This window comes from Paractinoplanes maris, from assembly GCF_023544465.1.
Taxonomy (GTDB): domain Bacteria; phylum Actinomycetota; class Actinomycetes; order Mycobacteriales; family Micromonosporaceae; genus Actinoplanes; species Actinoplanes maris.
Genome location: NZ_JALPVL010000015.1, coordinates 22,666 through 34,549 on the forward strand (window position 1 = coordinate 22,666; position 11,884 = coordinate 34,549).

Below are 11,884 nucleotides of genomic sequence, written 5' to 3' on the forward strand. Positions count from 1 at the left end.
GCATGGAGAAACCGATCAACCTCACCGCCGCCCTTCGGAGCTTCGACGAGGTCTACAGCCCGCGCATCGTGACCCGCATGAACGACTACGACGTGCGGATCGCACACGTCCGGGGTGACCACGTCTGGCACGTCCACGAGGACACCGACGAGTTCTTCCTCGTCCTCGACGGCACGCTGCAGATCGCCCTGCGCGACCGCACGGTCGAGCTCGAGGTCGGCGACGTCTTCGTCGTGCCCAAGGGGGTCGAGCACCGGCCGTCGTCACCGGGCGGGTCGATCCTCATGTTCGAGCCGTCCGGGACGGTGACGACCGGCGACCGCCACGAGGGCGAGATCCCGGATCACGTGCACAGCACGACCGGGCACGAGCTCACTTAGCGGGCGCCACCCGCGACGACCACTGCTCGGCCTCGTCGGCCGGCAGGATGCGGTTGAGCACGACCTCGGGACGCATCAGCGGATAGGCGCGACCGAGATTCCAACTGCGCTCGTACGGCGGTGGGTCGAGCACGATCACCCGGTGGTCACCGAGCAGCGCGATGTCGGCCGGCCGCCCCTCGTTCCAGATCGTCTCGCCCGCCGCGTCGGCCAGGTAGAACTGCCCGTGAATGGCCTCGGCCGGCATCAGCTCGCCGTCGGTGGCCGCGGCGACCCAGGGCGCGGCGGGCGGCTCACCCGGCAGCAGGCCGCGCGACTCGTCCCCGATCAGGGTCGCGGCCAGCAGCGTGTGGAGCTGGAAGTTGTCACTCACCCCGCTGATCGTCAGGTCGAAGGCCCGGCGGGTCGGCCGGTGCAGCACCAGCAGCGGCTCGTCGTCGAGCACCTCGAGCAGCCCGAACAGCCAGGCCGCGTCCTCGGCGTGCGGGCTCATCGTGGCCGCCGCCGCGGCCAGCCGGGCCCGGTCGGGCAGTGCCTGACGCGCACCCTTCTGCTGCAGCGGCAGCAACAGGCTGGGAATCCAGTCGTTCACCGTGAACCAGGCCTGCGCGATCTCGCCGGCCTCGCCGACACTGAGCCCGGCTTCCGGCGCCGCCCCGACAAGCCGTTCGCGCAGCTCGCGGTATTCGTCGGCCGACGTCGGCGCGGTCACCGGCCCGCCCAGCTTGTCGGCCAGCACACCGAACCGCGCGGCCAGCTCCAAACCGGTGGCGACCCGATCAACCAGCACCGGCAGCACCGGCAGCGGGTCGGCGCCCTGCTCGATCAGCCCCGCGACCAGCGTGGCCAGCAGTCCGCCGTTGCCGAGCGCGACCTGTTGGAGGGCGGGGATCAGCAGTGGCAGAGCCTCGCTCAGCTCGGCCTGATCGGCCTGGGGCAGACGGTCCACAATGGCGCGATAGCTCTTGGTGGAAGCCTTCGTATCGAGCCGGATCACCGCCTCGGCCAGGCCGGTGCAGAGCTCGGGCAGGGCGATGGCGGAGCGTCCGAACATCCGCGCATCGTAGTTGCGCTCGACCGGCAGGCACCAGACCGGTATCGCTGCCGGGCCGGTCGAGCAGGCAGTCGACCCGGTCCGAGCGCGGCCGGATCCCGGGAAAATGGCGCGAAGACGGCCCGGTGTCTGGGTTACGGTTTCCGACCGTGACGAGAACCGTGACATTGGTGCTGGTCAGTCCCGACGGCGAGCTGCTGGGGGAGACCGAGCCGTTCGAGCCGGCGAACCCATGGTGGCAGGACGTCGACGGGTTCGGCCCCGGCCTGCAAGTGCTGCGCCTGCTGGCCAGCGACCGCCCCGGCCCACCCGGCGGCCACGTCACTTATCTCGCGGAAGTCACCGATGAAGACGCGAGTATCCGGAAAATCGGGCGGCGGGCGCCGGCGGGCCTGATGATCACCCCGGAGTCGGCGGGATCGGGAGATCGGCTGCGACCGGCAGGCGTGGGGAACGCGGTGCTATCAGCGGGTTCCGGCAACGCGTTGCCTGCGGCGCGTTCGGGAGATGCGTTGCCTGCGGCGGGTTCAACAGATGCGTTGTCTGCTACGGGTTCAGGAAGTGGGCTGTCTGCGGCGGGTTCAACAGATGCGTTGCCTGCTACGGGTTCAGGAAATGCGCTGTCTGCGGCGGGTTCAGGAGATGCGTTGCCTGCTGCGGCTTCGGGAGATGCATTGCCCGCTGTGGGTTCTGGGAACGCGTTGCCTGCGGTGGGTTCGGGAGATGCGTTGCCTGCGGCCGGTTCGGGGGGCGGGCTCGAGGTGGCGGCGCGGGCTGCCGGGTCGGATGCTTCGGGGTGGGGCAGCGGGCTGGGTGGTTCGGCGGCGGCCGGTGAGGGCGTCGGGCCACATTCCCGGTACGCCGGGAGTCTGCGCGAGCCGCACCCGAAGCGTGCGCCCTATGCCGAGCTGGGTGGGCCCACAGCGTCGATCGCCTGGGCCACGGGGCTGGTGCCGGGCACGACCGCTCACCAACGGCGTACCTGGAATCTGTCGGCCATCTGGCGGCTGGACGACGAGCAGGGTGACCCGGTGGCCTGGCTCAAACAGGTGCCGCGGTTTTTCGCTCACGAGCCGTATGTCATTCGTGCCATCGCCGGCATCGCGCCCGATCTGGTTCCGCGGCTGATCGCGGAAGGCTCGGACGGCCGTATGCTGCTGGCCCACGCGCCGGGTGAGGATCGCTACGGCGCGGGGGCCGATTTGTGCGCCGAGATCGCTGCCGCGTTTCATCCGATTCAGGCGCACTTCGCAGCCGATCCTGCTCCGCTGGCACGGATCCCCGATGCTCGGCTGTCGCGCACGCTGGATGACTACGTCCGGATCGCCGAGCCCTATTTCGACGGCTTGCCCGGTCTGCGGGAGTTCATCGGCGACCTGCCCGCCCGGTTCGCCGCGATCGCCGCGTGCGGCCTGCCCGACACGCTGGTCCATGGCGATCTGCACCCGGGCAATGTCCGCACCGATGAGACCGGCAAGCTGACGATCATGGATTGGGGCGACTCCGTCCGTGGGCATCCGGCGCTCGACATCCTGCGGCTGACTGACGCCGACACCGGTGGCGGCGAGCGTGGCGGCGGTCTGCCCGGCCGCGACAAGCTGCTGACCGAGTGGGCCGACCGCTGGCAGCGGACGGTCCCGGGCTCCGACCCGGTGCGAGCCGTCGAGTTGATGCAGCCGGTCGCCCATCTGCGCGGGGCTCTCATCTACGCCGAGTTCCTCGAGAACATCGAGCCCACCGAATGGCCGTACCACGCCGACGATGTCCCCGCGGGGCTGACCGCCGCCGTGGCCGCCGCCCGCCCATGAGGACGCCACTGCAGGGTGGCCTGCCGCCCGCGGGGGCGGTGGCCGGCCCGGTGGTGGAGATCGCCTGTGATGAGTCCGGTTTCTCCGGCACCAACCTGCTCGACCCGGCCAGCCCGATGATCACGCATGCGAGCGTCGACCTGAGCACGGAGGAAGCCGGCCGGCTGATCGCGGAGCTCCGGTCCACCCGGTTCTCGGCCCACGAGCTGAAGTCCGGCCCATTCCTGCGGGGCCCCCGGGCGGCCGAGGCACTGGAGTACTTCCTGGTCGCCCTGCGCGGCCGAGCTCTCGTTCATCTGGTCGACAAGGAGTTCTTCCTGGTCACCCGGATTGTCGACCTGCTGCTGGCCGAGCCGTCCTACGCGGCCGGCACCCGTTTGACCCGCGATCAACGGCCGGCCGCCCTCGCTCTCTATCGGGCCGGCCGCACCACCGGCTCCGAGTGGACTGGTTTTCTCACCGCCTTCATCGACCTGCTCCGCACCAAACGCCGGCAGCCGCCCGAGCAAGCCGTGGCCCGCTTCCTCCAAGCCAGGAATGCGCTGAGCGAGCTAGCCGACAACACCGTGAGCGATCGGGCCGGCAACGCCGTGAGCGATCGGGCCGGCAACGCGCTGAGCGATGGGACCGGCAACGCGCTGAGCGATCAGTCCCGCTTCGCGATGGACAAACTGGACAAAGTGGATGCGGCTGAGGTCTTCGAGCTGGTGAGGCGGCTCGACAGCGATGACCCGGTCGTTCCGCCGCCGCTGGAACCGCTGCTGCCCGCGCTGGCCGAGACGGTTCTGACCTGGAGTGGCGCCCGCCGCCGGGTTCTGGTGACGCACGACGAGCAGAGCGCCCTCACCGCCGACCGCCTGACCCGTCTCCAGCAGGCGCTCGCCGTCGACGGGGTGTCGCCCCTGGCCGGCCTGATCATGGTCGACTCGCGTGACGACCCCCGCGTTCAACTGGCCGACCTGCTCGCCGGGGTGGCCCGCCGGCTGCCGGACAGTGTCGGACTTCGTCCCCTCACCTCGCGGACCTCGCTGATCCCGGCTCTATGGTGATAGGGGTGGGCCCCCGGGAGGCGTTTCTCGAGCGGATCCGGCACGGAGGCCTGGTCCTCTCGCCGGAGCTGGCCGCCGCCTTCGCCGAGGTGCCGCGCGAGGTCTTCGTGCCCGACGGTTTCCAGCGGCGCGACGGCACCTGGGCCAAGCCGGCCGACCCCGACTTCCTCGATCTGGTCTACGACGACGACGTGCTCATCACCAAGGTGGACGGCCGCACGCCGGTCAGCTCGTCGAGCCAGCCTTCGCTCATGGCCCTGATGATCGAGGCGCTTGACGTGCGTCCGGGGCTGACGGTTCTCGAGATCGGCGCCGGCACCGGCTACAACGCCGCCCTTCTGGCCCGGCTAGGGGCGACCGTGATCAGCGTGGACGTCCAGGAGGACGTGGCCGACCGGGCGCGCTTCGCGCTGGCCCGGGCCGGTGTCGAGGGGGTCCGGGTGGTGCACGGCGACGGCTACGAGGGTCCGGGCGTACGGGTGGATCGGGTCATCGTCACGGTCGGCGTGGCCGGCGTCTCGCCGCGGTGGCTCGAGCAGCTCGGCGACGTCCCGGGCGGTGTGCTGGTCGCCCCGGTCGAGCACGCCGGCACCCACCCGGTCCTGCGCATCACCCCGGATCTGCGGGCCCGGGTCGTCACCGCCTCCGGTTTCATGACCGCGGCCGGGCCGCTCACCGCCGCCCACCAGTTCCCCGCGCCGGCCCCGCCCCGCACGTTGCGCAAACTGGTCCCGTACGCCGGAAGCCGCTTCAACCCCCCGCTGGAACCGCTCGCCTACCGCGATCTCTGGTATGCGGCCGGGGTGTGGCACCGCCGTGCCACCTATGCGGCCGTGCCGCGCCGGGAGCAGAACGCGCTCATGCTGCTCGACGAGAAGCGCACCGGGGGCGCCTTCGTCCTGCCCGACGGCAGCGTGCTGGCCGGCGGCGACGAGGCCGACCGCTATGCCGCCGACGCGACCAGGATCATCGACCGCTGGCTCGAGGCGGCCCGCCCGCCGATGCAGGCGTGGCGGATCACCTTGGAACCGGGCGGCGACCCGGACGCGCCGATCCTCCTGCCGGCGAGCTGGTCGCTCACCAGCGGTTAGCCCACCTGTCCCGCCACGACCGCCCGTCCGGGTCGTAGGCCAGCCGGTAGGCCGGTGTCGCCCACAGACTCTGATACCAGGGCAGTTTCTCGGTCTGGTGCGGCGTCAACCGGCCCGGCGGGCGGGGACCGGTCCGGCCGGCGTCGTGCCAGGCCTTCAGCTTCTCGGCGGCGGCGGTCATTTCCCGTACGGCGTCGGCCGGATCAACCACCGGCAGATCGTCCCGGTCGAGATGCTCGCGCGTCAGCGCGAGCCGCAGCTCACGCGGGAATTCGCGGGCGCCGTCACCCAGCCCGGCCGGGTCGCGCGGCTCCCGCTCGTCGCGCGTGTCGTCGAGGATCGCGTTGGACAGCTCGCTGTCGTGGGTCCACGAGCGACGGTTGAAGTTGTCGCTGCCCACGCTGCACCAAACATCGTCGACCACGCACACCTTGGCGTGCACGTAGATCGGCGTGCCGACCTCGTTCTCGAGGTCGAAGACGTGCACCCGGTCGGGCGCGGCCATCGTGCAGAGCGAGATCGCCTTCTCCCGGCCGATCTGGTTGGGCGGCAGCGCGAACCGGCCGTCGACGTCGGGGTAGCGGGGCACCACGGCGATGAGGTGCAGGTCGGGGTTGGCCCGCAGCGCGTCGGCGAAGAGCCGGGCCACCTCGGTCGACCACAGATATTGGTCTTCCAGATAGATCAGCCGCCGGGCCCGTTTGATGGCTTTTGTGTAGCCGCGGGCCACGGTCTGCTCACCGTTGCGCGCGAAGTCGTACTGCGGCCGCATCGCCGGATAGGTGCGCAGCGTCTGCACGGCCAGCGGCCCGCGCTCGGGCGGGTCGGGCGGCTGCGGCGGCAGGCGATCGGCGCTCATGTCGGCGTGCTTGAGCTTGTCGACCACGGTGGAGATCGGTCCGTGCTGGTCGAGGTCGTCCGGCTCGTTCCACCGCTCGCGGAAGGTGAGGTCGAGCACCCCCACGACCGGCCCGCGCAGTTCAAGCTGCACGTCGTGCCAGGGCGGGTTCGGCCCGTAGGCCTTGGACATGTCCACCGCCTGCGGGTCGCCCAGGTGGCGCTCGTCGTCGCGGCGGCTGTGACACAGGTCGATGCCGCCGGCGTAGGCGACGTCGAGCTCGGGGCGGCCCGGGTGCCGCAGCACGACGAGCTTCTGGTGGTGCGAGCCGCCGCGGCGGACGCGCTGGTCGAGCAGCACCTCGCCACCGGCCGCCCGGATGTCGTCACTGAGCGTGCGGTTCTCTTCCTCGCTGTACGCGAGTTTGTCGAGATGGGAACGCCAGAGCAGGCCCTTGACGACGACGCCGCGCTTGGCCGCCGCCGAGAACAGCTCGGCGATGGTCGGACCGTCGTCGCGCATCCGCTCGTCGGGATCGCCTCGCCAGTCGGTGAAGAAGAGATGGTCACCCTCGCGGAGACTTTCCACCTCGGTCACCAAACGGTCAAAATATGTTTTGCCATGAATTAGTGGCTGGACCGCGTTTCCGGTCGACCAGGTGGGTATGGAGGAGTCCGGGTTGCCACGCTCCTCCTCAGTGAGGAACCAGTCCGGCAGAGGCACGCCCCGAATGTTAGACCCCAGCCGGGCGCGCGCACGTCGACGTGCGGAGCGCCGACACCGTTTCCGAAGGGATCAGCCCATGAGCGCCGAGCCGATCGCCGAAGCCGTCACCCCTGCTGACACTGCCGCTGCCGCTGAGAAGGGCCTTCTCATCGCGATGCTGCTGCTCGTCCTGATGGGCGTCGGGGCCATGCTGTTCATGATCTAGATCACGCTTTCGTGGCGCGGAAGGCCAGGGTGGTCGGCGTCGGGCCGCCGCCCTCGGCGAAACCCGTGAGCGTCAAGCCGGCATCGAGCACGGCCTGCAGCAGCACCGGCAGGGGAAAATGCGACGCACCGACCCGGTTGCGCACCCCCTGGGTCGTCCAGGAGTCCTTCGTCCAGTGACCGTCGAGATAGCCCGGCCTGATGACCACCGCCCGGGGGTCGCTGCGATCGGCGAAGCCGCCGCAGAAGGCCGGATGCACTCCTACGTGGACAAATGTGCCGTCCGGCCGCAGCACACGCCCGATCTCGCGCAGCACCTGCGGGTAGCCGGGCATGTCGGTGTGCACCATCATCGCCACCACCGCCGGCACGGACGCGTCGCGCACGGGCAGCCGGGTCGCGTCGGCCCGCACGATCGGCAGGCGTTGTTTCGCGTACGCCAGCATGCCCGCCGACAGGTCGGCGCCCACCGGTGACCAGCCGAGCTCGCGCAACTGAGCCGCGTGCACGCCGGTGCCACAGCCGACCTCCAGGCAGAGGCCCTGGCCCGGGCCCAGGAGCTCGGCCAGCTGACGCCGGATGCCGATCGGATCGCCCGCCCCGGTGGTGGGCAGGAAGTCGTGCTCGTACCAGTCGGCGATCTCGTCGTACGCCGCCACCGGAGTCATCTCACAGCACCCATTCGTCGTCGCGGATGATGTCGACGGTGCCCCGCGGCCCCCGGCCGGTGACCGTGATGCCCTCGCCGCCGACCACCACGTCGGTGTGCACGCTCGACATGTTCAGGCCCAGGCCGGCCCGCTGCTGCTCGGTCATCGCTGTGCCCCCGGCCACCGCGAACGGGAAGCTCTGCCCCCAGGCCACATGACAGGCCGCGTTCTCGTCGAAGAGCATGTTGTGGAAGACGACACCGGTGCGGGCGATCCGGCTGTCCTTGTCGACCAGCGCCACCTCGCCCAGGTGCCGGGCGCCCTCGTCGGCCTCCAGATGGGCCCGCACGACCTCGGCCCCCTCGTCGGCCGTCACCTCGGTGATGCGCCCCCCGGCGAGGGTGACCCGCAGCCCGGTCACGACCTGGCCGCTGATCACGACCGGCCGGGTCACCCGCAGCACGCCGTCCGCGCGGTTGCGGTCGGGGCTGGTGAACACCTCCTCGGTCGGGATGTTGGGCAGATAGGGAATGCCGGCGTCGTCGATCAGGCCGCCACCGGTCCAGCGGCTGCCCGGCACCAGGCCCACGGTGAGGTCGGTGCCGTCGCCGGCATACCGCAGCTCGCTCAGCTCCAGCGCGTCCAGCCGCCGCCCCCGCTCGGCCAGCACCTCGGCCCGGCCCTGCCAGGCGGCCACCGGGTCGTCCGAGTCGAGCCGCATCGCGGTGCCCACGGCCTGCCACAGCCGGTCGACGTCGGGCTCGCCGAACACCTCGCGGGCCCAGCCCGGATTGGGCGCCCCGACCACGGTCCAGCGCGAGCGGCCGAACAGCGCGCGGCGCATGGCCTGGGTCTCCTCGGTCGGGTTCGCCGCGACCTTGGCCGGGTCGAGCCCGTCGAACAGGTGCGGGTCGGCCTCGCCGAGCAGCCGGATCCAGGCGGCACCGGCCTGGCTGAGCTCGGCTGTCCGGGTCAGGGCCCAGGGCCGTACGGCGGAAAGACGCTCCACGGTCGAGTGCCTCACCGCCGAACGGCGCATCGGGCCATCGCTCCAGATCGGCTCGACCCAGGCCGCCCCGGCCGCATAAGCCGCCTCGGTCACCGCCCGGGCGATCTCGAGATGAGCCGTGTCGGTGTGCAGGACAACGCCCTGACCGGGCTGAACGTTGATGCCGCCACGCACGACGAGGTCTGCGAATCGCTCGATCAGCGCCATGCGGTGCAGAGTAGAACAAAGGGCGCGCCCGGGCAGCCCTGCTCCCAAGTGAGACTCAGATCAACAGCCACGGATGCGCAAGTAGCAGTAAATTGTCGACGTGGCGACTAAAACCGTTCTGACCAGCGCAGACCTTGAAGAGATCCGGCAGTCCGCCCTGGGCGCGGCCAACCCGCTCGGCGTCGCGGCCGAGGTGGCCGACGCCGTGGAGGCCGGCCGTCTGGAAGATCCGGAGGACGCCGGCCAGGCCCTGACCCTCGCCGCCGAGATCGCGGAGAGCCGCTCGAAGCTCGACGCCGCGCTCCGCTACGCCGACCGGGCCATCGAGGCGTACGGCGACCGCGACGACAGCCAGGTCGCGACCACCCGCGCCGTGCGCGCCCGCATCCTGTTCCGGGCCGGCCGTGACGACGAGGCGCTGGCCGAGATCGAGGCCCTGCGCCCGCAGCTGACCGAGTACCCCGACGCGGCCGCGTTCATCACCGCCGCCCTCGTCGTCGGCAAGCGCTCGCGGCAGGCCGAGGAGTGGCTGACCGAGGCGGTGAAGCTCGCGTTCGCCGAGCGCGCCGCGGCCGACCAGTCGTCCGAGCCGGCCAGCGCCGACGACGCCGGCACCCTGTTCTTCCTGCTCCAGCAGCGCCACCGCCTGCGTCACGCGCTGGGCCTGCAGCACGACCACAACGACAACCTGGCCGAGCGCCTCGAGACCCGGCTGGCCAACGCGGGCTCCGCCCCGGCCGCCGTCGCGGCGGACACCGGCCTCGTCTTCTTTCCGCAGCCCGAGTTCGACAGCCTGCTCAAGCAGTGGCCGGCGCTCGCCGAGCAGTACGGTGCCGACTGGGACGAGCACCGGGCCCGCCTCGAGAAGGAACTGGTCCGCCTGACCGCCACCGGCCGCGCCGGCCTGACCGTCTACCCCGGTTCGGTCGACGGCCTGAGCCAGCAAGGCGACCCGGCCGAGGCCGCGACCCGCACGGCGTACGCCAACCAGCTCGCCGCCGCCCCCGGCCAGATCCCCTGGCCCCCGGAGCGTAACGCCGCCTGCTGGTGCGGTTCCGGCCTCAAATACAAGAAGGACTGCCTGCCCCGCTCGCGCGCCTGATCCGCGGCCGAGGCCCCGCCCGGTTGTCCGGGCGGGGCCTTTCGCTGCCGCGGATTAGACTGCGCGGCGACTGGCGAACCGGCAACCGATAGGGGCCCACATGCAGCTCGCCCAGGTTCTCGAGGTGGTCGAGCGGGTGCTCGTCGCGGCCGAGCACCCCGACATCGTCAAGGTCGAGCGGACCGGCACCGGGACCGATGCCTGGGGACCGTCGGCCGCGAAGTCCCGGACCAACAAGATCGCCGGAGTCAAGGTCACCTACACGTCGACCGCGACCGCGATGCTCTGGGGCGCGGTCTGGCCGGGCGCGAAACCGCTCCCGCTGCCGGCCGAACCGCCGATGATCGGCGATCGGGTGGCCCGCCTGTCGATCCTCGTCGTCCAATTGCTCGACGCCGCCCGGCCGGCCGCCTTCACGTCGTGGCACCTGGTGTCCCTGCCGGACCTCGGCCCCAGCGACCGCACCGGCTCGGCCCCGGCCGGGGTGAGCGTGACGTGCGCGGACGGAACCGCGGTGCTGTTGCGGGCCTCCTCGACCGGTGCCACCGTCGGTGACGAGCCCAAGACCGATCCGTACGCCGACTACGTGATCCCCGCCGGGCTCACGGCCTGACGCCGGGCGCCACCTGGACCGCGCCGCGCCGCGCCCGCACGGGATCGGCCGAGCTTCCGCTCAGTCGGTGTGAGGGGAGTCGCTCGGCTGGCCCTCTCGCTCAGTCGGTGTGAGGGAGAGTCGCTCGGCTGGCCCTCTCGCTCAGTCGGTGTGAGGGAGAGTCGCTCGGCCGGGCCTCTCGCTCAGTCGGTGTGGGGGAGTCGCTCGGCCGGGATGACGCCGAGGCGACCCTTCTGGAAGTCCTCGAAGGCCTGCTTCAGCTCGGCCTGGGTGTTCATGACGAACGGGCCGTAGTGGGCCACCGGCTCCCGGATCGGGCGGCCACCCATGATGAACAGCTCCATCGCCGGGATGTTCGAGTCCTGCACGGCGTCGGCCGTGACCCGCAGGGCGTCACCCTTGCCGTGGGCGGCCAGCTGACCGATCTGGATCGGGCGGGCCTCGGCGCCGACCGTGCCCCGGCCGGCCAGCACATAGACCAGCGCGTTGTAGTCGGCCTGCCACGGCAGGTCGAGCTGGGCGCCGGGCTGCAGGGTGACGTGGGCCAGGTTGATCGGGGTGAACGTCGAGCCCGGCCCGGCGTGCCCGGCAACCTCACCGGCGATGACCCGGATCAGGCTGCCGCCGTCAGGCGTGGTCAGCAGCGCCGACTCACGACCGCGGATGTCCTGGTATTTCGGCGTGATCATCTTGGCCGCCCGGGGAAGGTTGACCCACAGCTGCAGCCCGTGGAACAGCCCACCGCTGGTCACCAGATGCTCCGGCGGCGCCTCGATGTGCAGAATGCCCTGCCCGGCCGTCATCCACTGGGTGTCCCCGTTGGCGATCGTGCCCCCACTGCCCAGCGAGTCCTGGTGATCCATGATCCCGTCGATCATGTAAGTCACCGTCTCGAACCCCCGGTGCGGGTGCCACGGCGTCCCCTTCGGCTCGCCCGCTTGGTACATCACTTCGCCCATCTGATCCAGGTGGATGAAGGGGTCCAGCTCGTTGACCGGCACGCCCGCAAAGGCCCGGCGCACCGGGAAGCCCTCACCCTCGTAGCCGCTCGGGGCGGTGGTCAGGCGGCGGACCGGACGGAAGCTCGTGCTCGGGTCGAGCTGCGGCACCCGCGGTAGAACCAGAACGTCGTCGACGGTGATGGCGGGCATGG

Annotated in this window: 12 protein-coding genes; 7 read left to right on the plus strand and 5 right to left on the minus strand. The window is 71.2% G+C overall.

All coding sequences use genetic code 11. The annotated features are described in order from the left end of the window. The first annotated feature begins 2 nt into the window (after window positions 1–2). Complete coding sequence (locus NAG42_RS36590; protein WP_250036795.1) at window positions 3–380, plus strand: cupin domain-containing protein; 378 nt, start codon at window positions 3–5, stop codon at window positions 378–380. Here the strand turns inward: NAG42_RS36590 and NAG42_RS36595 are convergent. Then, window positions 373–1,434 carry a hypothetical protein gene (locus NAG42_RS36595; RefSeq protein ID WP_250036796.1) on the minus strand — a complete coding sequence of 354 codons (1,062 nt, stop codon included), beginning with the start codon at window positions 1,432–1,434 and terminating at the stop codon, window positions 373–375. The two genes, NAG42_RS36590 and NAG42_RS36595, sit on opposite strands and share 8 nt — an antisense overlap. A gap of 149 nt (window positions 1,435–1,583) precedes the next feature. Between NAG42_RS36595 and NAG42_RS36600 the strand changes: the two genes are divergently transcribed. Genes NAG42_RS36600 through NAG42_RS36610 form a run of 3 tightly spaced genes read left to right on the plus strand, consistent with a single transcriptional unit; the run spans window position 1,584 to window position 5,382 of the window. After that, window positions 1,584–3,242, plus strand: coding sequence for a phosphotransferase (locus NAG42_RS36600; protein WP_250036798.1), 1,659 nt, complete (start codon window positions 1,584–1,586; stop codon window positions 3,240–3,242). Then, the gene (locus NAG42_RS36605; protein ID WP_250036800.1) at window positions 3,239–4,291 is read left to right on the plus strand and encodes a hypothetical protein; all 1,053 of its coding nucleotides are present in this window, start codon (window positions 3,239–3,241) and stop codon (window positions 4,289–4,291) included. The genes NAG42_RS36600 and NAG42_RS36605 overlap by 4 nt, the downstream gene beginning before the upstream one ends. Before the next feature lie 5 nt (window positions 4,292–4,296). Next, the gene (locus NAG42_RS36610; RefSeq protein ID WP_250036802.1) at window positions 4,297–5,382 is read left to right on the plus strand and encodes a protein-L-isoaspartate O-methyltransferase family protein; all 1,086 of its coding nucleotides are present in this window, start codon (window positions 4,297–4,299) and stop codon (window positions 5,380–5,382) included. On the opposite strand, the gene NAG42_RS36615 is transcribed toward NAG42_RS36610, so the two are convergent. Then, window positions 5,369–6,943: a phospholipase D family protein gene (locus tag NAG42_RS36615; protein WP_250036804.1), complete on the minus strand. Its 1,575-nt coding sequence runs from the start codon at window positions 6,941–6,943 to the stop codon at window positions 5,369–5,371. The genes NAG42_RS36610 and NAG42_RS36615 overlap by 14 nt on opposite strands. Window positions 6,944–7,022: 79 nt before the next feature. Between NAG42_RS36615 and NAG42_RS44620 the strand changes: the two genes are divergently transcribed. Next, entirely contained in the window at window positions 7,023–7,151 is a 129-nt protein-coding gene (locus NAG42_RS44620) for a hypothetical protein (RefSeq protein ID WP_284046418.1), read from the plus strand. A gap of 1 nt (window position 7,152) precedes the next feature. On the opposite strand, the gene NAG42_RS36620 is transcribed toward NAG42_RS44620, so the two are convergent. Further along, window positions 7,153–7,818, minus strand: a complete 666-nt coding sequence (locus NAG42_RS36620) for a class I SAM-dependent methyltransferase (protein ID WP_250036806.1) — start codon at window positions 7,816–7,818, stop codon at window positions 7,153–7,155. A 1-nt stretch (window position 7,819) separates the two neighbouring features. Then, the gene (locus tag NAG42_RS36625; RefSeq protein ID WP_250036808.1) at window positions 7,820–9,016 is read right to left on the minus strand and encodes an aminopeptidase; all 1,197 of its coding nucleotides are present in this window, start codon (window positions 9,014–9,016) and stop codon (window positions 7,820–7,822) included. A gap of 100 nt (window positions 9,017–9,116) precedes the next feature. Here NAG42_RS36625 and NAG42_RS36630 point away from each other — a divergent pair, with 100 nt between their 5' ends. Both NAG42_RS36630 and NAG42_RS36635 read left to right on the plus strand, forming a co-directional pair. Next, a complete protein-coding gene (locus NAG42_RS36630; protein ID WP_250036810.1) occupies window positions 9,117–10,118 on the plus strand; it encodes an SEC-C metal-binding domain-containing protein in 1,002 nt (333 codons plus the stop codon). Window positions 10,119–10,218: 100 nt separating this feature from the next. Continuing rightward, window positions 10,219–10,731, plus strand: a complete 513-nt coding sequence (locus NAG42_RS36635; protein WP_250036812.1) for a hypothetical protein — start codon at window positions 10,219–10,221, stop codon at window positions 10,729–10,731. Between the two features lie 182 nt (window positions 10,732–10,913). On the opposite strand, the gene NAG42_RS36640 is transcribed toward NAG42_RS36635, so the two are convergent. After that, a complete protein-coding gene (locus tag NAG42_RS36640) occupies window positions 10,914–11,882 on the minus strand; it encodes a pirin family protein (RefSeq protein WP_250036814.1) in 969 nt (322 codons plus the stop codon). Window positions 11,883–11,884 lie beyond the last annotated feature (2 nt).